This window comes from Streptomyces sp. NBC_01232 (assembly GCF_035989885.1).
GTDB lineage: Bacteria > Actinomycetota > Actinomycetes > Streptomycetales > Streptomycetaceae > Streptomyces.
On sequence record NZ_CP108518.1, the window covers coordinates 509928 to 530819 of the forward strand.

The window sequence follows — 20892 nt, forward strand, 5'->3', positions numbered from 1 at the left end:
ATGCCGTGTCGGGGCCCGTGGACGGCTGAGGAAGACGGTGATTCGGCTGTGACGCCGCCCAGTGGTTACGTGGAGGAAGCGGCTCCGGTCACCGCGGGTCCCGGTGCCGGGAAGAAGGGCCTCAAGGCCGGCGCCCTGGGCCTGGCCTCCTCCGTGGCCATCGGCGTGGCGTCCACCGCCCCCGCCTACAGCCTGGCGGCCACGCTCGGCCTCATCGTGTCGCGGGTCGGCCCCCAGGCCCCGGTCATCACCATGCTGGCCTTCATCCCGATGCTGCTGATCGCCTACGCCTACCGGGAGCTCAACGCCGGCGACGCGGACTGCGGAACCACCTTCACCTGGGCGACCCGGGCCTTCGGCCCCCGCATCGGGTGGATGGGCGGCTGGGGAATCATCGTCGCCGACGTCATCGTCATGGCGAACCTCGCGGAGATCGCCGGCATCTACACGTACCGCCTGTTCGGATACGAGTCGCTGGCGGAGAGCAGGCTGTGGGTCACCATCGCGGGGGTGCTGTGGATCGTCGTGATGACCGCCGTCTCGTACGTCGGCATCGAGATCTCCGCCGCCCTGCAGCGCGCGCTCCTGACGGTCGAGGTGGTCGTACTGGTCCTCTTCGCCGTCACCGCCATGGCCAGGGTCTACACGGATCCGCCGGCGACCGCGATCCGGGTCTCCGCCTCCTGGTTCAATCCCCTGCTCGTGCCCAGCGCCGAGGCGTTCACCGCGGGGCTGCTGGCCGCCGTCTTCATCTACTGGGGCTGGGACACCGCCGTCACGGTCAACGAGGAGACCGCCGACAGCACGCACATCCCCGGGCGGGCCGCGGTCCTCTCCACCGTCCTGCTGCTGGTCATCTACGTCGCGGTCGCCACCTCGGCGCAGGCCTTCGCGGGCGTCGGAACGGGGGGCATCGGCCTCGCCAACACGGACAACGCCGATGACGTGCTCTCCGACCTCGGCAGCGCGGTCTTCGGCGACGAGGGAATCGGCCGGTTCCTCACCGGACTGCTGATCTTCATGGTGCTCACTTCCGCGGCGGCCTCCACCCAGACCACGATCCTGCCCCTGGCCCGGACCGTCTTCTCGATGGCCGCCCACAAGGCGGTCCCCGCCGGTTTCGCCCGCGTCCACCGCAAGTACCTGACCCCGACCTGGTCGACGGTGGGCATGGGCCTGGTGTCGATCGCGTTCTACGTCCTGCTGTCGCTGACCAGCCGCAACGTACTGTCCGACTCCATCGAGTCGGTCGGCCTCGCGATCGCCTTCTACTACGGCCTCACCGGCTTCGCCTGCGTCTGGTACTACCGCAAGGTGCTCAGGCGCAGCGCGAAGGACTTCGTGTGCAAGGGCCTGCTGCCGGGCCTGGGCGGCCTGACGATGCTCTCGGTGTTCTGCTACGCGGGCTTCCACGTCTACGCCGACCCCGCCTACGGTGCGACCTCCATCGACCTCCCCTTGTTCGGGCCGACGGGCGGGGTGGCCGTGGTGGGGCTGGGAGCCCTCCTCATCGGCGTCGTGCTCATGCTGGTCGTCACCCGCGAGCACACCGCGGCGCTGGGGCTCCAGCGGAGGCTGCTGCCGCGCAGACTCGCGCCGCAGACGGCCGTCGAGGCGGCGAGCCGCTACGTGCCGGCCGACAGCCGGTCCGGAGTCGGCGGTGACTGGTTCGACGTCGTCCCCTTGTCGGGTACGCGCGTCGCCCTGGTGGTCGGAAACGTGCGCGGGCACGGGCTGCACGCCGCTGCCGCCATGGGCCTCCTGCGCACGAGCGTGCGCGTCCTCGCCCGCATGGACCTGCCTCCGGACGAGCTCCTCTCCCACCTGGACGACGTGGCCCGCCAGACCTCCTCGGAGTGGGCGGGAGAGCTCGGCGGGAAACCCGGCAGGGGGCTCGCGGGAGAGCGCGGTGGCGAGCTCGGTGAGGACGGAGCACGATCCGGCACCGGCGGCCCGCTCTCCGGCGTCGCCCCGGTGGCCTGCCTGTACGCCGTGTACGACCCGGTGTCGGGTCGGTGCACCATGGCACGGGCGGGCAGCTGGCCGCCCGCGGTGGTGGACGCCGCCACCGGCACGGTCTCCTTTCCGGACCTGCCGCCCGGCCCGCCGCTCGGCCTGGGGGGCCAGTCCTTCCAGAGCGTCGAAATGCAGCTGCCGCCCGGCAGCCTGATCGCCCTCTTCACCGACGGTCTGACGCACTCCGTCGGCCACGACCCCGACGTGGCCCTCGGCCGCCTCGCCGAGACCCTCGCCCAGCACCGGCGCCCGCTGGAGGAGCTGTGCGACCTCGCACTGGCGAGGCTGCTGCCCGGGCCCGTGGACAACGACGTGGCCATGCTCCTGGTCCGCACGCGGATGCTCGACGAGCGCCACGTGGCCGACTGGGAGCTGGAGGCCGACCCGGCGATGGTCGGCGCCGCCCGTGCCGCCGTCACCGGGCAGCTGAGCGCCTGGGGGCTCGACGAGCACGCGTTCGTCACCGAGCTGATCGTCAGTGAACTGGTCACCAACGCCATCCGTTACACCGACGGCCCCGTCCACGTCCGGCTGATCCGTGACGAGAACCTCATCTGCGAGGTCTCCGACACCGGCCACACCTCACCGCACCTGCGCCACGCCGCCACCGACGAGGAGGGCGGCCGGGGCCTCTTCCTGATCGCCCAGATGGCCTACCGGTGGGGGACGCGCTACACGGCCGACGGAAAGACCATCTGGGCCGAACAAGCCGTGCCGCCGACGGAGGGACCGTGAGCGGGCGGCGACTGCGCGTCGCGGAACACGGGCCCCGGTGTGCGTGAAACGCCCGGGGCGGGAAAGGTGCAGATCATACCGTTGAGGAAGAAATCGATCAGCGGTCATGTGTGACGAGGAGTGCCATGAGTGACGATCCGATGGCGGATGACGTGTACCAGCCCACCGGCGACAGCGAGGAGCAGGAGGACGCGGCGCCGCTGGATCTCCAGAACGCCGTGGACGAGCGCACTTACGACGAGATGCTGGACGAGGGCTACTCCCCTCCGGAGAAGCCGCTCGGGGTGACGAAGCACGGTACGACGGCTGCGGAGCAGCGCGAGGGCGAGACGCTGGACCAGCGCCTGGCGCAGGAGGTCCCGGAGGTCGGCCCGGACCCGGGCGACGGTCTGGGGGATCTGCCCGGGGGCGAGGGCGAGCTCAGGGACGCGGAGGTCGGCACGGAGCGCGCGGGCCGCCTGACCGCTCCGGACGAGGGTGCGCACGCCGACGTGACCAAGGAGCTCATCGCGGAGGACCACGGCATCGACGCGGGGGCCGCGTCGGCCGAGGAAGCCGCGATGCACATCGTGCAGGAGGAAACGGACGAGGAATCGTACGGGGAGCCGGACGAGGAGCCCGGCGAGGAGGAGCCGGACGCGTAGGACCCTTCGATGGGACGTCCGAACGGACGTGAACGGCTGACCTTCGACGGCTGGATCGCCGCCGTCGGGACGCTGTCCGGAACCCGCCTGGTGGTGGGCCACTGGCCCCGTTCGCCCTTCGGGCCGTTCAGCGACGTCATGCTGGAGCGCGCCGACGGGCACCGCATCCTGCTGGCGCCCACCTCCCGTACGGCCGGGTACATCGCGGACGTCTACCACTTCGACGAGGTCCGGACGGGGCCGGTGAGCGTGCACCGCCGCGGCTCCGTGTGGGACGTCGTCGCCGCGGACCTGGTCCTGCGCTTCGACGTCGGACGACGCGGAGCGCTCGGCCTCGCCCTGCGGGCCGTACCCCGGCCCCTCGCCCGTCGGCCGGGGTGGGCCGCTGTGGCCAGCTGGCCCGCGCGCCTGGTGCTCGGCGTCCGGACCCGGGGCAGCTCGCGCCCCGGATGGCGCCAGTGGTACGCGGCCCGCGACCTCCGCCCGATCACCTCGGCCGCGGCGTCCTTCGAGGGGACCGACCTCGGCCGGCTCGCTCCGGTGGTGCCGCCCGTGCGGTTCGGATTCGCGTCGGCGCCCGCCGCGCCGGCACTGGTGCGGGTCGTCTCCACGGTCGAACGCGCCGCTCCTGCGGTCCGGCGGTGACACGCCCCGCCCCGCCTCGCACGCCCCGGGCCGGGCCGGTCCCGCACCAACCCCAGGCATGCGCGTTCAGCATGCACACATCGGGGTATATGCGTTTTCCAGTACCAGCCGGACCAGGTCGTATCCCGGGGGTGATACCCAATGTCCCAGTGCAAGATCCCCGACTACCGCACCGGCCACCGCGGTCGTCACTGGACGCACGCCCTGCGCAGTGCTCAGCGCGCCGGGGCCGTGATCGTCACCGACGAGACCTTCGAGGCGGTCACCTATGCCCACGACGAATCCGGTCCCGGCCGCTTCCGGCCGTGGATCACCTCGTCCGGCATCCGCCACGACAGTCACGACGTCCATCCCGAGTGGTGAGCAGCCCGCGCGACACGGTGGCCGGGACGGCCACGGGCCCGGCCGTCGTGTCGCGCGGTGCCGCACGCGCGGGACGACGAGGATGGGACGCACCAGGCACCCGATCGGCCGGTGAGAATCGGGGTGCGAGTGGTTCGAGAGGAAGTGGCGCCGACTGTGACCTCGGACGAGAACGCCCCGGCGGTCCCGGACGGGCTGGAGCCCGTTCTGGCGTGGGTGCTCGAGCGCTCGCACGGGGCGTCCGCCGTGCAGCTGGCGGGGCTGATCGCAGAGGCCGCGCGACGGCTGGGAATCGGGCGGAGCCGCTTGTACCTGGCCGACGTACAGCAGCAGCGGCTCATCCCGCTGCCCCAGCCCGACCTCGCGGCCGAGGAACGGGACGGCTTCGGTATCGACGGGTCACTCGCCGGTCTGGCCTACCGGACCCAGCAGGTCCAGTCGTCCCGCGCGGAGGACACCACGTGGTTCCCGATGGTCGACGGCATCGAGCGGATCGGCGTGATGCAGGCTGCCGGCGGCCGCGCCGCCGCCGGCCCGGCGGGTGCGGGCCGGGCCCTGGCGAGTCTGGCCGCACTGCTGGTGGTCTCCAAGTCCTCCCACCACGACGTGCTCGTGCAGCGCGAGCGGACGCGCCCGATGACCGTGCAGGCGGAACTGCTGTGGGCGTTCCTGCCGCCTCGGACCATCGGCACCGACCGGGCCACGTCCTCCGCGGTGCTGGAGCCCGCGTACGACATCGGGGGCGACGCCTTCGACCACACCTTCATCAACGAGGTCCTGCACCTGACGCTGGTGGACGCGATGGGCCACGACCTCGCCTCCGGGAACGCCAGCGCCGCCGCCCTGGCCGCCTGCCGCGCCACCCGCCGCTCCGGGGGAGATCTCCGCGAGATCGTCTCCACCATCGACCGGACCCTGATGGAATGGATCCCCGACCGGCTGATGACCGCCGTCTTCGCCGAACTCGACACCGTCCACGGTGACTTCACCTGGATCAACTGCGGTCATCCGCCGCCGCTCCTGATCCGTGACGGCCACGTCGTGCACCAGGCCCTCGAACGGCCCGCCCACCTCCCCCTGGGCTTCGGCCATCACACACCCGACGCGCCGCCGCACCAGCACGTCCGGCTCCAGCCCGGCGACCGCGTCCTGATCTACAGCGACGGCATCACCGAGGCCCACTCCCCCGACGGGACCTTTTTCGGCGAGGAACGCCTCGCCGATTTCGTCATCCGCTCCACCGCCTCGGGAGACACCGGCCCGGAAGCACTGCGCCGCCTCCTCCAGAACCTGCTCACCCACCAGCAGCACCGCCTCAGCGACGACGCGACCATCCTCCTCACGGAATGGCACCCCCCGTCCTGACCCGTCCCGAGCCCTTCACCGCACGTCGTCACAGGGGTGCGGCGGGCGGCGCCCGGAGGCCGGATCGGCCTTTCGTGCGCATACAACGGCGGGAACCGGGCAGGCGGCCGGTACAGAGAAGGTGTGCGTCGCGTAGAGAAGGAGTGTCCGTGCTGCCCGTCAAGGTGACCGACCGAGGTGTGCTGATCATCCGACTGCAGGCCGACCTCGACATCGGCAGGCGGGCCACGACCGCGTGCGCGATCGACCGCGTGCTGGCCGCCCACCGGTCCTCACCCGTCGTGCTCGAACTGACCGACGCCGCGCTGAGTCCTGCGGGCGTGAGCACCGTCGTACGGGCGTTGCGGATGTGCCGCGACGCGGGCACGGCATCGGCCGTGGTCACCGCCAGCGCGGACGCCCGCCGGACCCTGGGGACCGGCGCCGGAGCCCAGGCTCCGGACGTCCACGCCACACTCCCCCTGGCCGTCACCGCCCTGTCGGCCACGGTGGGCGCGGCGGCGTAGCGGTTTCCGCCCCGGCCCGCCGGCCCGGCATGGAGTCGGGCCGGCGGGCCGCACGGCGGTGGGCTACATGGGGTCCATGCTGCCGGCGCCCGGGCCGTACATCTGCTCGCTCTTCTCGCGGATGTGCAGCGCCTTCTCCGTCAGCCGCTGCCGTTCTGCGGGATCGGTGGCGTGCTGGGCGGACTGCTCCAGCTGCTGGGCCTTGTCGCGCATCTCCTGAGCTCGCTTGGCGGACGCGTCCTCGATACTCACTTCGACCTCCTCGGTCGGGCTGATGGGATCCCCCCTACCCCAGCATGCGAAGGGCATTCGCCGTGGCGCCGTGCGACACGCGGCCCCCGCGGCCCCGATGCCGGCTGCGTCCCCGGGTGCCCGTCGCCAACACACTGCAGCACTGGCGGCCTTGCCTATGCGGGCGTTTCCCTGACGGCGCGGGCCCGGCCGGTTACGGTGCGTATGCCGACGTACGAGGGGGCCGGGGCCGCGTCCCGGCGCCCGGCGGCAGCGGGCCCCTGTGACCGGGCCCGGTCACGGGGCAGGAGGGACCGCACCATGCTGACCGATGAACTGCTGACGCTCGCAGCCGCGGCGGGTGCCGCGGTGGCGACCGCCGCGGGCACCGACGCCTGGGAGGGCCTGCGCGCCCGGCTCGCCGGCTGGTTCGGCCGGGGCGACGCCCGGCTCGAGGAGAGCGTGCTCGGCGAGCTGGACAGCAGCGCCGACCGGCTGCTGGAGGCCGGTACGCCGACCGGCACCGAGCTGGAACACTGCGGTGCGACCTGGCGGGACCGGGTGGCCGCCGCTCTGGAGCAGCTGGACGGACCCGATCGCGAGGACGCCGCCCGTGAGCTGAGCGGGCTGGTGGCCGGGGAGACGGCGCCTGCACCGGCCCCCGGCGGTGACCAGAACGTCCGGGGCGACATCCGCGTCCACGCCGAGCAGGGCTCGCTCGCCGCGGGCCTGATCAACGGGAACGTCACTTTCAGCCCCCCTCCCCCGCCGGTCCGGCCCGAGGGCTGACCGGACCGGCCTCCGGCGGCACCCCCGCCGGCGATGCCCCTGACCATCCCGACGCCCCCCGTACGCCCAGCACTTCAGGCGTCTTGGGAGGCGCCGGCCGGACACCTGGCAGCGCGCACGCCTCCGGCAACGGGGGGCTCGCGGTGGGCTCGGCGCACAACGTCTTCCACCTCAGCACCGACCGCGGCGGCCGTGCCGTCGGCCCGCTCGCCGCCGTGCTCTGCCTGCTGCTGGCCGCCGGTACTGCCGTCGGCGGCACCCTGTGGTGGCAGAGCCGCGACGCGGACGGCGACGTCGACACGGCCCGGCCCCCGGCGGACACCCGGCCCCGCCCCGCCCCGTCCGGGAGTCCGCCCGTGCTGGTCGCCTCCGTCACCGGGCCGGTGAGCGACCTGCCGGGACGGGACTTCGCGCTGCCGGACGCCCTGCGGATGAGCGAGGCCGAGCTGGCGCGTTTCGGCTCCGGGATCGTGCCCGACTCGGCGGCGTTCGCCTCCTGGTACGACCGGCACGGCGCGGTGGTGACCGAGTCCGGCACCATCACCGTGGCCCTGCGCGGCAACGCGGCGGAGGAGGTCCAGGTCACCGACATCAACGTGCACAAGAAGTGCGGACCGCCCCTGGACGGCACGCACTTCGAGGGGCACTCACAGGGCGGCGGCGACACGGTGGCGATCGGTTTCGACCTCGACGCGGCCGACCCGTATCCGCAGCTGCGGGCCCGCACCGGCGCGGGCCTGAAGTGGACGGAGCGCAACTACTTCGACGAGCAGACCCTCACCCTCGAGCCGGGCGAACGGGAGACCCTCAGCGTCGGTGTCATCAGCGCCCGCCACCGCTGTTCGTTCACCCTGGAACTGGTGGTGGCCACCAGGGACGGGGTTCTCACCCAGCAGATCGACCGGCAGGGAAAGCCCTTCGAGCTGACCGCCGCCGCCCCGGCCGCCCAGGGCAGCCGCCCGCCCGCCGGATACCGCGCGGCCTACGCGCAGGACCGCGACGGCTGGCACCCCGCCGACCCGGCCGCCGCGGCCGCGAAGGGAGCGGACCGATGACCGGGCCGCGCGGGATCGCTGTGGGCCGGTTCGCCGCCCTCGTGGTGCTCGTCCTGGCCGTCGCCGTCGCCGCCACCCTGCTGATCACCCGGGCCACGGACGGGAGCGGCGCAGGCGGCGGAGCCGGGGAAGGAAAGGGCGGAACCGCAGACGGCCGGCCGTCCCAGGCCTCGTCGAACGGAGCCACGGCCGGACCCACGGCCGCACCCGCGGGCGGGACACCGTACGCGTACACCACCGAGCAGGAACTGGTCCTCGTGCGCGGTGACCGGCCGCCGACCCGTGTCCCGCGGGTCTTCGACCTTGCCGACCCGCATCGGAACAAGGTGGTGTGGACCCACGACGGCCACCGGGTGGCGTTCTTCTCCGACGACGAGCTGCTCGACCGGCGCGACGACACCCGGCTGATCACCGTCGACGCCCGGACCGGCGAGGTGCGCAGGCTGTCCTGCCCCGGCTGCCACGACCTCGCCCCGGTGGGCGACCACGACGTCATGGTCCTGTCCTACGAGCCCGGCCCCACCAGCGCGTTCCGCATCGACCTGGACCGCCCCACCGCCCCGCGGACCGAGCTCGACAACGGCAGCTACTGGCAGCCGCAGCTCCTCGGCTCCACCCCCACGCACGTGCTCACCGGGCAGTACGAGATGTCCGGCGGCGACCCCGGGATGGAGCTGCGCCTGAACGACCTCAACACCGCCGGGATCACCGTCTATCCGCGCTTCGACTCCAACGCCTACATGCCGGCCGCGCTCGCCGCCGTCGGGGGCGGCGAGCGGATCGCGGTGGCGGCCCGCCACAACCCCGGCGGCTGCACCGCCCCCTTCCCCATCCACGTCCTCGGACCGAAGGGCGAGGTCGGCGGCAGCGACCAGTCTGCCGCTCTGCCGCCCGGCTACATCGACGGCGTCACCGGCGGGATCGACGTGAGTGACCTGTGGTGGGGACCCGACCGGCATCTGTACGCCACCATCTCCGCCTGGACCTGCGACAAGAGCCGGGATTCGCAGGACGGCAGGAAGCGGCCGCACCGCCCGGCCACGCTGTTCCGGCTGGACGGCGACCGGTGGGTGAGCGCGGGCGACCAACCGGCGACCGTGGTGCGCCCCTTGGACCGCGACATCAGGATGGTGCTGGTCGTCCCCGACTGCAACGGCCCCGTGGAGCGGACCGACGGCATCACCTACTGCAACACCGGTTCCCTGTACCGCGAGGAGGCCGGACAGCGGACGAAGGTCGCGGACGACGTCCTGTCGCTCTCCGCCCCGGCCACTGCTTCCTGACCGCGCACCCACCAGGTTCGGGCTCGCGGGTGTTGGCCGGCATCGCTGCGCGAACTAGGCTGGGCGGCGATGACTCCCGGGACGGCCTTGCGCCACACACAGACTGGTGACCCGGTGCTCCTCTGAGCCCGGTAGGGGCCGGTACGGGCTCCCTGTCCGATCGAGGAGCCGGCGCGGCTGCGCGGGCTCCGCCTCCGTCGTGTTGATCACAGGCTGCAGACATCCACCACGACAGGAGAACTCATGCCCACCGCAACGCTGTCGATCCCCACGGCGGACGGCCAGGCCGACGCCTTCGCCGCGTTCCCCGAGCACGGCGAGCAGCACCCAGGGGTGCTGATGTACCCGGACGGCCTCGGCATCCGCCCCGTGCTGCGGGAGATGGCCCGCGAACTGGCCGGGCACGGGTACTACGTACTCGTCCCCAACCCCTTCTACCGGCACGGCCCGGCACCGGTGATCGAGCTTCCCGAGCACATCGGGGCAGAGGTCCGGCCCGCGATCTTCGCCCGGGTGATGCCCATGATCGAGGCGCACACCGCCGAACGCATCCTGAGCGACGCCGACGCGTACCTGACGTTCCTCACCAGCAGGCCCGAGGTCGGTCCCGGACCGGTCGCGGTGACCGGCTACTGCATAGGCGGCCTGCTGGCGATGCGCACTGCCGCGGCGCACCCCGGCCGGGTGGCCGCCGTTGCCGGATTCCACTGCCCCGTGGCCGCCGACGGCCCCGACGGCCTGCGCCGTCTCCTCTCCACGCTCACCGCCCGGGTCCACCTGGGACACGCCGAGACCGATATCACGCCCGCGGCCCTCGACGAGCTCAACAACGCGATGGATGCCGCAGGGGTCGTCCACACCTCCGAGATCTATCCCGGCACCGTCCACGGCTTCACCATGTCCGACACGGATGCCTTCAACGCCGGTGCACTGCAGCGCCATTGGGACCACTTGCTGCCCCTCCTCGGCGGCACCCTGATCACCGGCTGAGGCGGCTACAGGGCTTCTGGCCCCACACATCCAGACGCCCGTGCAACTGCCGCGAAATCCTCGCCAGTTGCACGGGCACAGGAAGTACTACGCGCTGAGGTCACCGACTTGGCCGGTCCGCTCCGCCACGCAGGTCCTCGATACGGACGGTCAGGGCGGGCCAGTGTCCGGACCACCGCGCGGGATCATCCGCGGTCAGCGCTCCGTGCGAACGCAGGCCCTCGGCCGGCAGGAAGCGGACGCAGGTGCCCGTGGTCCCGTCCGTCTCGACGGACTCCAGTCCGGTGACCGGGACGCCGTGCTCATAGCGCCGGCTCCAGGATCCGTTGAGGCGGCGGTTGGTGTGGATCAGCCACTCGCTGAGCGCTGCGACGGTGGACATGCCTCGACGCGGGTGACCGTCCGGCAGCCGCTCCGCCTCCGGGTGGTCGAAGAACCGGAGGTCCTTGGTGGCCATCACCGGCTTCTTCACCACCCGGCCGTGCTCGTCCACCCGGGTGTCGGTGCCCCGCCCGTCGTCCTGCACCGATACGGAGCCGTCCGCATGCAGCGTGACCACGCACCGTCCCCCGCCCCTGCTCGCCGCCTCGTCGGCGGCGTAGGCGACGACCTCGAGCACGAGGTGTCCCGGCCCGCCCGGAGCGAACTCTCCCGGTTCCCGGCGGATCCGGCCCAGATGGTCCGCGTCCACGGTGTCGGCCCAGTCATGTGTGGTGTTGACCCACGAAGCCCTTGATCCGTCCATCCGACCAGTATCGGCGAAGCCGGCGAGCAGTTCGCGGATCCGATTGCGGACAGGCCGTGACTCCCGCCCGTCGAGCTCGTTGAAGGGACAGGTCAGCGAAGTGCACGAAGGCCCCGAGTCGATTGCGGGGCCTTCGTGGTGTCCGCAGCCGCGGCTGGCACCTACCCGTTTACACAGGCGCAGCCCGGTGTCACAGTCCGGCCAGCGCGATGAGCCGGTGCATATGTGCGGGCGGCAGATCGGCGTTGCCGGCCGCGGTGGCCGCGACCCGTTTCGACGGGTCCGACAACAGCCGCGTCAGGATCCGGGCCGGGAGTCCGGGACGGGTCGCGATCGCGTGGCGTACCGACTCGTCGGGATCGGCGGCGAGGGCACGGAGCAGTTCCACCGGCAGGTCGGGGTCACGGGGGGCCAGCCTCCGCATTCTCGGGTCGGGGTCGGTGGCCAGTCGCCGCAGGACGTCCGCCGGCAGGGGGAAGTCGTCGGCCGGGCGCCATCGCGTCCTCTTGTACGGGCGGTGGCTGCGGTCGATGCGTTCGGCGGTGGCGGGATCGATCCGGTCACGTGCGTGCCGGGCCATCGTCGTGCGGACGCTGCTCTCCTCGTCGTCGAGCAGCCGGGCCGCGACCGGCCTGGGCAGGGAGTCGGACATCGCGGCCGAGGCACGGAAGCAGACGTACGGCGATTCGGTGTGGGGCAGGGGATCGGCGGTCACCCACGGCAGACGCAGCGTCCGCAGTTCCAGACGCGCTATCTCGCTCAGGATCTGTCGTTCGAGCGCGTCGTCGTCCAGTTCCTGGTCGTCGTCGAGCCAGTCCGCCGGGGGCGCCTCGGTCAGGATGCGTGCGTGGATCGCGGCACGGGTCGGTTCCGGGGTGTCCTGACGGGCGAAGATCCCGAGCGCGACCCGCGGGTCGGGATCCTCCGCCAGCCGGTCGCGCAGCGGCGCCGAGAGGCCGGGATGCTCCGCGAGTTCCTTGCGCACCGCTTCGTCCGGGTCGTGGGCCAGCCGGCGCTCCGTGTCGGCGTCCAGAGTGCAGTGGCGGATGGCCCCGGCGCGTGTGACCGGGTCGGCCAGGAGCGCGGGGAGCAGGTCGGCCGGCGGAACCGGGTGGGGCAGCTGCCGGTAGTAGGTCGCGCAGGCGCCTGCGCGCACCGCGTCGTCGGGGTCCGTCAGCAGACGGCGACGCACCGGTTCGGGGGCCTGCGTCCACCATTGGGCCAGTGTCGCCCGGACCTCCGGGTCGACGTCGGCCGCCAGCAGGGCGCGCAGATCCGCCGGCATGTGATCGTTCTCCGCCAGCGATCCGCGCACCTTGGGGTCGGCGTCGCCGAGAAGCCGCTCGAACAGCTCCCGGTGCGCGTCGCCGCCCGCCCTGGACGCCACGGCCGTGCGTACCGCAGGGTCGGGGTGCTCGGCCAGTGCCATCCGGAAGGCGTGCGGGAGGCTGCGGTTGAGGGCGAGCGAGTGAGTGAGCCAGTGATCGTCGATGGCGATGATCTCGGCGATCATGTCGTCGGTCAGGTCCGGGCGCTTGGCGACCTCGCCGAAGCCGTTGCGATGGGCGAAGAGGCGGCGGACGAGCTCGGGCGGCAGCGCAGGATTCTCCGCAAGTGCCTCCACCACCTCGTTGAGGTGGACCGGGGACGGTGTGGCGTCCGACACGGGAAGTGACCCTTCTGACTGGGCGAGTTGACCGCCGAGTCTCTCACGCGGGGCCCGGCCGGGCAGCCCCGTCGTACGGACCCTCAGCTGTCGCCCTGCCCGGAGTCGGGACCCTCCGGCGCCGGGGGGCCGGGTCCATCCGCTACGTCGCGCGGCGCGAGGGTGTCATCGTCGTGCTCACCGGCGGGGGTCCGTCCGTTCCCGACGGCGACCTGAGAGCCATGGCGACTCCCTCGCCGTACGCAGGCCCGCCTTCTTCCTCGACCCGAACGGGCGGTAGACGGTTGCTGGAGGTGCTGTTCTGGGCGGCTTCCGGGTGCGCGCCGTTCAGAACGGCTCGAAGCTCGGCCGAACGGGGCCAATCTCTCCGGCAGCGACCAGCTCGTCCAGATCCTCGGGCTCCAGGAACTCCAGGGCTTCCGGTTCGATGCCGTGGTACCGGTCCACGTCGAGCAGCCGCCGCACGAACATGAGGGCGAAACCCGAGAACGGGCCGTCGAAGGTCTCGCAGCCCGCTTCATGAGCCATCGTGACGACCTTCCACCGGTCCGGGTCGGGGTCGCAGGGCAGGAAGAAGTGCTCGTCGCCGCTGTGGTCGTAACCCCAGGAGATCAGCCCACCGGGTTCGGGGTGGAAGGGGTACGGGACATGCTCGAAGTCGCCCGCGCTCAGGGCCCGCTTTCGACGCTCGGCGAACAGCTGGTGATTCCCGCGCATGCGCTCCAGCAACGGCCTCGTTCCACGCGGGTGGAAGACGGCGAGCTCGCCGGAGATGACCCCGCTGCCGTAGGCGTCGAGGAACGCCTTGAAGTCCCTGGGCAGAGCAGAACCTATGTGCTCCTCGATTTCGTTCCAGTCGCCCGGGTTCGGCTGCCGGTGGGCGGCGGGCTCGCCCAACAGGGCCTGCAAATCGTCGAACGAGGACATGCACTGCTCCAAGGCCGGTCAGCGGGGATCTGCGTCAATGTAGCCGCACTGGGACGGCAGCGACATGGCCGGTCGCCGGGACGGTCCGTGCCAGGTCGAGGCCGATGTCCACGAGCGATGACCGGCGCAGCTTTGCGACACAACGTCCGGGACCCGGGTGAACGTGATGGCGCGGCGCCGCCCGATCGCGTCGAGTATTTCGCGTGCCGCCGGGAGCACTTCGATGCCGATGGCTGCCGTCCCGGCTCCGGTCGGATCGACGAGGCACCCCCTAGACGAGCGGGCCGCCGATGGGCTGTTCCGTCCAGATGGTCTTGCCCGTACGTGTGAAGCGGCTGCCCCAGCGGTCGGTGAGCTGGGCGACGAGGAAGAGGCCGCGCCCTCCTTCGTCCGTGTCCCGTGCCCGGCGCAGGCGGGGCTGGGTGCTGCTGGGGTCGGACACCTCGCAGACGAGCACCCGGTCGCGGATCAGCCGCAGCCCGACCGGGCCGCCCGCGTAGCGGATCGCGTTCGTGACGAGCTCGCTGGCGACGAGTTCGGTCACGAAGCCCAGTTCGTCCAACTGCCATGCGGACAGCTGGCCCACCACCAGCTCACGGGCTTCGGCGACGAGGGAGAGGTCGGCCTCGAACTCCCACTCGGCGACCTGGTCGGACGAGAGCGTGTGGATGCGGGCGAGCAGCAGGGCGGCGTCGTCGACGGGCATGTGAGGCCGCACCCCGTCGAAGACGCCCCGGCTGATCTCATCGATCGGCCGGCTCGGGTCGGCTCCGGCGAGTGCGCCCCTGAGCCTCTCCATTCCCTCCTCGATGTCGCCGTCGCGGCTCTCCACGAGTCCGTCCGTGAAGAAGCCGAGCATGCTGCCGGGCCGTACACCGAACTCCGTCACCTCGAAGGGCACTCCGCCCACCCCCAGCGGCGGTCCGGGCGTCACGTCGAGGAAGGCCGGCTCCCCTTCCGGCGGCAGCAGGACCGGCGGCGGGTGTCCCGCGGCGGCTGCGGCACACTGCCCCGTCACGGGGTCGTAGACGGCGTACAGGCACGTCGCCCCGAGCACCGCCGGTTCGGAGCGCTCCGAGTGATCCGAGGGTTCTGAGGAATCCGAGGGCTCCGAGCGGAACTCGCCGGTCATCTGCTCGTCCGAGAAGCCGAGCACCAGGTCGTCGAGATGCGTGAGGAGCTCCCCCGGATCCAGATCGAGGTCGGCCAGGGTCTGCACCGCGGTCCGCAGCCGCGCCATGGCGGCCGTGGCCTCGAGTCCGTGTCCGACGACGTCCCCGACCACGAAGGCCACGCGCAGCGACGACAAGGGGATCACGTCGAACCAGTCCCCGCCGACCCCCACACCGCCCCCGGCGGGCTGGTACACCCCCGCCGTGTCCGCGGCCGCCACGTTCAGGGCGGAATGCGGCAGCAGGCTCCGCTGCAGGGCCACCGCCGACCGGTGTTCCTTGGTGTAGCGGCGCGCGTTGTCCACGCCGAGTGCGGCTCTGGACGCGAGGTCCTGGAGGAGGGCGGCGTCCTCCTCGCGGAACGCGGAAGGCAACTGGCTGCGCCAGACCGTGACGCAGCCGAGGATCAGGCCGCGTGCGTAGAGCGGCACCGCCACCGAGGAGTGCGCCCCGCTCGGGACGAACAGGCGCAGGGTCTCGGTGTCCACGCCGAGCTTCGCGCGCAACGCGTCGATGTCGGACACGAGCACGGGCTGTCCCGCCATGAGCGGACGCATCACATCGGAGTCCGACACGGGAGGAAGGGCCTCGCCGACCGGCAGGAGGTCCTCCGCGGATATCCCGGGACTCTGTGCCGCGGCGGTCCGGCACAGGCGGACATCACCGCTGGCTTCGAGGTGCGGCGGCTCGTCCCCCACCAGCACCGGCTCCGCGAGGTCCACGGTCGCCAGGTCGGCGAATTCGGGGACCAGCAGGTTCACGAGGGTCTGGGCCATCTCCGTGACGTCGAGCGAGGCCCCGATGCTCGAGGTGGCGGCGCGGGACAGCTTCTTGCGGCGGCGCTCCGAGTCGTGATCGGCCGCCTCCGCGACCGCTTCGGCCGGGGTGACCAGGACGAGCCACTGGGTATCGTCGGCATCGGGGGCGCCGCGGGTACAGGCCGCGAGCCGGACTATCCTGCAGACGAGCGGGACCTTCCGGCCCGCCTCGTCGCTTCCGGGCACCGTCACGAGCCGACCGGCCGATCCCGCTTCCGGTCCGCCGCGCGGCAGCAGCCCCGACAAGGGGGCGTACGTCTCCCCCGGCGAGCATGCCAGCAGCGTCGTGGCCGACGCGGAACGGGCGATGACCACGCCCTCGTCGTCCAGGACGACCGCTGCCGTGTCACTGACGGGCGCCGAGGCCGGCCTCGGGCCGCGATGCTCCGGTTCACCCATGTCGCCTCCACGCACCGTGCCTTCAGTATCGACCCCGAAGGGGCGCCCGGCGACCTGCGGCCCCACCGGACGCAGGGCGGGCCCGCGGTGCTCAGGTCAGGCCCCACGACCACGTTCCGTCGGCGGTGACGAGGCAGACGAGGACCAGCACGTCGGCCAGGCCCAGGGCGATGCCCAGGCGGGCCCGGCCGGGCCTGGAGGTGTGCCGCCGCAGGGCGAGGGCGCCGAGGACGACGGCGACCGGGCCGAGGATCAGGTTCATCACGAGCAGCCCCACCAGCCCGAGGACGAAGCCGGTGACGGCCATCGCGTCGGCGTCACGGGTGCGGGTGGCCGGGGCCGGGCCCCGGCTGCCGGTACGGGGTCCAGTACGGGCTCCCGTACGGCCTCCGGGGCGCGTACGGGACTCGGTCCGCGGGCTCATCGCAGACCTCCCCGGTCGTGGTCGACGTAACCGGCCCGGCGGTGCCCCGAGAAGCGCTCGCGCGTGGCGAAGAGGCCGAGCCAGAGGGCGATGGCGAGGCCGGCGACCAGGCTGACGGGCACGGGGACGTGGGCCACGGTGCCGAGGACGACACCGAGCACCAGCAACGCACCTACGAGGAAGAGCATGAGACATCCTCCGTTCAGGTAACAGTTGTTCACTGACTACCCGGTTCAGTCGGTCTCATGCTGGCGGCGGACAAGTGTGACGCGGTTGACTTCGCGTCATGAGTCCGCACACCGGCATTCGTGAGACCCAGCGCCGCCGTACCCGACGCGCCCTGCTCGACGCAGCCCTGTCCGAGTTGGAGGAGCGCAGCCTCGGCAGCCTCGGCCTCAGGGAGGTGACCCGGGCCGCCAAGGTCGCCCCCACCGCCTTCTACCGGCACTTCCGGGGCATGGAGGAACTCGGGACCGCGCTCGTCGAGGAGGCGCTGGACAGCCTGCAGGAGACCGTGCGGGGCATCCTCGCCGCGACCGGCGACGCAGACCGGCGCGGCGACGCCGCGGTGCAGCTCGTCGCCGAACTGGTGCGCAGCAGGCCCGCGCACGTCCGCTTCCTCGTCCGCGAGCGCCACGGTGGGGTGCCGGCGGTCCGCGAGGCCATCGCCGGCCAACTCGACGTCCTCGCGCATGAGATGGGCGCTGCGCTCGGCGCCGACCCGGTGAGCGCGGGCTGGGACGCCGACGACGTGACGATGCTGTCGCGGCTGCTGGTGGATCACATGTTCATGACGGCCTCGGCGTTCCTGGCCGCCTCGCTCCGGGGGGAGGACTGGTCGGCGGCCACCGGCACGGCCCGCGCCCAGCTCCGCCTGATCCATCTCGGGCGGGTGAACTGGCCGAAGTGACCTGGGGGGTGTCTGCGCCGCGTCCGCGTCGGGGGCCACGACGAGGAAGGCGTCCCTCTCGAGGTCCCTCACGACGGTCGCCCGCTGGCCCCGCTCCCCTTCGTCCGCGGTCAGGAGGCCGGTGCTCCGTCGGGCGTACGTGCGCCGAGCGTCGCGACGGCGGCGATCATCCGGTCCCAGAACCGGCCGGCTTCCAGGGTGACGGCCACGCGTGCGTTGACCGGACGGCCCGTGGAGCGGTGCAGGTCCACCACGGTGGCGCCGCGCGTGAACCGGCCGTGCAGTTCCACGGCGACTTGGGCGTCCACGCAGTGCACCAGCCCGGGATCGATGACCCGGGCCACCGCGACGGGGTCGTGCAGCGGCGGACTGGAGAACCCCCACAGCGCACGGTAGGTGGAGCCGAAGTAGGTGAGCAGCTCCGCGCAGGTCTGCCCCAGTGGCGTGCCCAGCGCCACGAAGCGGGCCACCACCTCGGGTGTCGCCAGTGCCTGGTGCGTGACGTTGAGCCCGCACATGGTGACCGGCACGCCCGAGCGGAAGACGATGTCGGCGGCCTCCGGATCGGTGAGTACGTTGAACTCGGCGGCCGGGGTCCGGTTCCCCCGCTCCGTCGAACCGCCCATCAGGACGATCTCGCGGATGCGCGAGGCGTCCTGCGGGTACCGCGTCAGCAGCAGGGCGATATTGGTCAGCGGCGCGGTCGGGACGAGGGTGACCGGCTCGGGGTGCCCGGCCAGCATTCGGTGGATCAGGTCCACGGCGTGCTCCGGGACCACGTCCACGGTGGGGGCCGGGAACATCGGTCCGTCCAGTCCGGTGACCCCGTGCACGTCGGCCGCCACGTCGAGCGGCTGGACCAGCGGCCGGTCGCACCCGGCGGCGATGGGGACGTCGGTGATCCCGGCGACCGTGCAGACGCGGCGGGCGTTGAGCGTCGTCTTGTCGAGGGTCTGGTTGCCGGCGACCGTGGTGATGGCCAGCAGGTCCACCGCCGGGTCCCCGGCGGCCAGCATGATCGCGAGGGCGTCGTCGTGTCCGGGATCGCAGTCGATGATGATCGGGACGGGCACGTCACTCCTGCCGCTGCGGGGGCGTGGGGCTCCAGTCTGCCCCCGCGCCCGCGCCCTGACCACACCGCCTCGCCCGGGGCCGGCCCGGCCGGCTCAGCTCGGGCGGCGGCTGAGCCGTCCCGGCCACCAGGCCGCGGGGCCGATGTCCAGGACCAGGGCGGGGACCAGGAGCGAGCGCACGACCAGGGTGTCCAGGAGAACGCCGAAGGCCACGATGAAGGCGATCTGCACCAGGAACGCCAGAGGGATGACGGCCAGCGCGGCGAAGGTGGCGGCGAGGACCACGCCCGCGGACGTGATCACCCCACCGGTGGCCGTCAGGCCTCGCGTCACCCCCTCGTGGACGCCGTGCCGCAGCGACTCCTCGCGCACCCTCGACATGAGGAAGATGTTGTAGTCCACGCCGAGGGCCACGAGGAAGACGAACCCGTACAGGGGGACGGACGAGTCCGTGCCGCTGAACCCGAACACGTGGCGGAACACGAGCGCGGACACGCCCAGGGTCGCGAAGAAGTTGAGGGCCACCGTCGCCACCAGCAGCAGCGGCATCACCAGCGAGCGCAGGAGGGCCACCAGGATGACGAGGATGATGGCCAGCACCACCGGAACGATGATCTCGCGGTCGCGCTCGGCGGTCTTCTGCGTGTCGTACGCCTGTGCCGTGTAGCCGCCCACGAGGGCCTGCGCACCCGGCACCGGATGGACCGCCTCGCGGAGCCTGACCACGGTCTCCTTCGCCGCCGCACTGTCCACGGGGTCCTTCAGGACCACGTCGATCCGCACCCGGCCGTCCTTCTCGCCCCGCACCGCGGCCGAGTCCACGCCCTGCGTGCCCTCGGCGCGCTCGCGCACCTGCGCCTGCCGGCCGGCGGCGGCGATCACGACGGCCGGATTGCCCGCCCCTCCGGGGAAGTGCCGGCCGAGTGCCTTCTGGCCCGTCACCGACGGGGCCTCGTTCACGAAGATCTCGTCCAGGGGAACCCCGCCCGAGTGCAGCGTGGGCGCGAAGGCTGCGCAGGCGAGCAGGCTGGCCAGAGCCACGGCCCACACCCGCCGCGGGGCCCCGCTGACGAGGGTGGCGATCCGCTTCCAGATCCCTGCCGCGCCGTTGCCCGCGCGCACGTGCGCCGGCCAGTAGGCCTTGCGTCCGAGCAGCACCAGCGCGGCCGGCAGGAAGGTGAGGGCGCTCGCCACCGCGCAGACGATCCCGATCGCTCCCACCGGCCCGAGCGCCCGGTTGTTGGTCAGGTCGCTGAGGAACAGGGCGAGCAGGCCCAGGGCCACGGTGCCGGCGCTGGCCACGATGGGGCCCCACGACTGCCCAAGGGCCGCTCGCATGGCCGCGTACCGGTCCTCGGTGTGCCCCAGTTCCTCACGGAAGCGGGCGGTCAGGAGCAGGGCGTAGTCGGTGGCCGCGCCGATGACGAGGATCGAGAGGATGCCCTGGACCTGCCCGTCGACCCTGACCAGGTCCGCGCTCGCCAGGGCGTAGACGATCGCGCAGGCCAGGGAGAGGGCGAACACCGCCCCGATGATGATCAGCAGGGGCAGGAGGACGCTGCGGTAGACGAGCAGCAGGATCAGGAGGACGGCCGCCAGCGCCACGCCGAGCAGCAGCCCGTCGATTCCGGCGAAGGCCTCGGACAGGTCGGCCCGGGTGGCCGCCGGTCCCGTCACGTGGAACGTGGTGGCCCCGACCCGGGAGCCGGCCTCGCGGATCTCGGCGACCGCCGCGGGCAGTTCGTCGCCCAGCGCCGGGTCCAGGGGGACCACCGCCTGCAGCGCCCTGCCGTCGCGCGAGGCGACGACCGGGGAGGGCGGGCCGGCGCTCCAGGGGCGGCCCGCCAGGCCGGCCAGCGCGGCCTGCGCCGAGGCGGTTTCGGCCGGGGTCACCCCTGCGGCGCCGTCCGCCGTCCAGACCACGACGGCCGGCAGCGACTCCTCCTGCCGGAAGGCACCCTGGGCCTGGGCGACGCGGGTGGATTCGGCGCTGCGGGGCAGGAAGGCCGCCTGGTCGTTGGTGGAGACCTCGCCGAGCTTCCCCGCGTAGGAGCCGAGGCTGCCTCCGACGCCCAGCCAGACCACGAGGAGGAGGACGGGCACCAGCCACCGGGCCGGTCGGGGCGAGGTGCGCAT

At 72.5% G+C, this 20892-nt stretch carries 20 protein-coding genes and 1 pseudogene; 11 read left to right on the top strand and 10 right to left on the bottom strand.

The features are described 5' to 3' along the window. The first annotated feature begins 48 nt into the window (after positions 1-48). The 6 genes from OG444_RS02495 to OG444_RS02520 all read left to right on the top strand — a co-directional run bounded on the left by OG444_RS02495 (position 49) and on the right by OG444_RS02520 (position 6274). The gene (locus tag OG444_RS02495; protein WP_327260500.1) at positions 49-2751 is read left to right on the top strand and encodes a SpoIIE family protein phosphatase; all 2703 of its coding nucleotides are present in this window, start codon (positions 49-51) and stop codon (positions 2749-2751) included. Positions 2752-2876: 125 nt separating this feature from the next. After that, entirely contained in the window at positions 2877-3395 is a 519-nt protein-coding gene (locus OG444_RS02500; RefSeq protein ID WP_327260501.1) for a DUF5709 domain-containing protein, read from the top strand. 9 nt (positions 3396-3404) lie between these two features. Continuing rightward, a complete protein-coding gene (locus OG444_RS02505) occupies positions 3405-4040 on the top strand; it encodes a hypothetical protein (RefSeq protein WP_327260502.1) in 636 nt (211 codons plus the stop codon). Between the two features lie 141 nt (positions 4041-4181). Continuing rightward, entirely contained in the window at positions 4182-4403 is a 222-nt protein-coding gene (locus OG444_RS02510) for a hypothetical protein (protein WP_327260503.1), read from the top strand. A gap of 156 nt (positions 4404-4559) precedes the next feature. Continuing rightward, positions 4560-5768 carry a PP2C family protein-serine/threonine phosphatase gene (locus tag OG444_RS02515; RefSeq protein ID WP_327260504.1) on the top strand — a complete coding sequence of 403 codons (1209 nt, stop codon included), beginning with the start codon at positions 4560-4562 and terminating at the stop codon, positions 5766-5768. Between the two features lie 149 nt (positions 5769-5917). Beyond that, positions 5918-6274, top strand: coding sequence for an STAS domain-containing protein (locus tag OG444_RS02520; protein WP_327260505.1), 357 nt, complete (start codon positions 5918-5920; stop codon positions 6272-6274). A gap of 63 nt (positions 6275-6337) precedes the next feature. Here OG444_RS02520 and OG444_RS02525 read toward each other — a convergent pair whose 3' ends face one another. Beyond that, on the bottom strand, positions 6338-6526 hold the full coding sequence (locus tag OG444_RS02525; protein ID WP_327260506.1) for a DUF6381 family protein: 189 nt from the start codon (positions 6524-6526) through the stop codon (positions 6338-6340). Positions 6527-6826: 300 nt separating this feature from the next. Between OG444_RS02525 and OG444_RS02530 the strand changes: the two genes are divergently transcribed. From OG444_RS02530 to OG444_RS02545, 4 genes are all read left to right on the top strand, one after another. Continuing rightward, a complete protein-coding gene (locus tag OG444_RS02530; protein ID WP_327260507.1) occupies positions 6827-7294 on the top strand; it encodes a hypothetical protein in 468 nt (155 codons plus the stop codon). A gap of 143 nt (positions 7295-7437) precedes the next feature. Further along, positions 7438-8349 (top strand): hypothetical protein, encoded by a 912-nt coding sequence (locus OG444_RS02535; protein ID WP_327260508.1) that lies wholly within the window; start codon positions 7438-7440, stop codon positions 8347-8349. Then, entirely contained in the window at positions 8346-9632 is a 1287-nt protein-coding gene (locus OG444_RS02540) for a hypothetical protein (RefSeq protein ID WP_327260509.1), read from the top strand. Before OG444_RS02535 ends, OG444_RS02540 begins: the two co-directional genes overlap by 4 nt. 243 nt (positions 9633-9875) lie before the next feature. Next, positions 9876-10622: a dienelactone hydrolase family protein gene (locus OG444_RS02545; protein ID WP_327260510.1), complete on the top strand. Its 747-nt coding sequence runs from the start codon at positions 9876-9878 to the stop codon at positions 10620-10622. 100 nt (positions 10623-10722) lie between these two features. Here OG444_RS02545 and OG444_RS02550 read toward each other — a convergent pair whose 3' ends face one another. From OG444_RS02550 to OG444_RS02580, 7 genes and pseudogenes are all read right to left on the bottom strand, one after another. Beyond that, positions 10723-11367, bottom strand: coding sequence for an ATP-binding protein (locus OG444_RS02550; RefSeq protein ID WP_327260511.1), 645 nt, complete (start codon positions 11365-11367; stop codon positions 10723-10725). Between the two features lie 190 nt (positions 11368-11557). After that, positions 11558-13033, bottom strand: coding sequence for a hypothetical protein (locus OG444_RS02555; protein WP_327260512.1), 1476 nt, complete (start codon positions 13031-13033; stop codon positions 11558-11560). A gap of 327 nt (positions 13034-13360) precedes the next feature. Next, a complete protein-coding gene (locus tag OG444_RS02560) occupies positions 13361-13960 on the bottom strand; it encodes an SMI1/KNR4 family protein (protein ID WP_327260513.1) in 600 nt (199 codons plus the stop codon). A 34-nt stretch (positions 13961-13994) separates the two neighbouring features. Then, positions 13995-14099: pseudogene (locus OG444_RS02565) on the bottom strand (NUDIX hydrolase); the annotation flags it as partial. 132 nt (positions 14100-14231) lie between these two features. Then, positions 14232-16349 carry an ATP-binding SpoIIE family protein phosphatase gene (locus OG444_RS02570; protein WP_327260514.1) on the bottom strand — a complete coding sequence of 706 codons (2118 nt, stop codon included), beginning with the start codon at positions 16347-16349 and terminating at the stop codon, positions 14232-14234. Positions 16350-16440: 91 nt separating this feature from the next. Further along, complete coding sequence (locus OG444_RS02575) at positions 16441-16773, bottom strand: DUF4190 domain-containing protein (protein WP_327260515.1); 333 nt, start codon at positions 16771-16773, stop codon at positions 16441-16443. Continuing rightward, entirely contained in the window at positions 16770-16961 is a 192-nt protein-coding gene (locus OG444_RS02580) for a hypothetical protein (protein WP_327260516.1), read from the bottom strand. Before OG444_RS02580 ends, OG444_RS02575 begins: the two co-directional genes overlap by 4 nt. A 98-nt stretch (positions 16962-17059) precedes the next feature. On the opposite strand from OG444_RS02580, the gene OG444_RS02585 reads away from it, so the two are divergent. Then, positions 17060-17683, top strand: coding sequence for a TetR family transcriptional regulator (locus OG444_RS02585; RefSeq protein ID WP_327260517.1), 624 nt, complete (start codon positions 17060-17062; stop codon positions 17681-17683). A 110-nt stretch (positions 17684-17793) separates the two neighbouring features. Here the strand turns inward: OG444_RS02585 and OG444_RS02590 are convergent, their stop codons facing one another. Together OG444_RS02590 and OG444_RS02595 are read right to left on the bottom strand one after the other, a co-directional pair. Further along, a complete protein-coding gene (locus tag OG444_RS02590) occupies positions 17794-18756 on the bottom strand; it encodes a nucleoside hydrolase (protein WP_327260518.1) in 963 nt (320 codons plus the stop codon). Between the two features lie 93 nt (positions 18757-18849). Then, entirely contained in the window at positions 18850-20892 is a 2043-nt protein-coding gene (locus OG444_RS02595) for an MMPL family transporter (RefSeq protein WP_327260519.1), read from the bottom strand.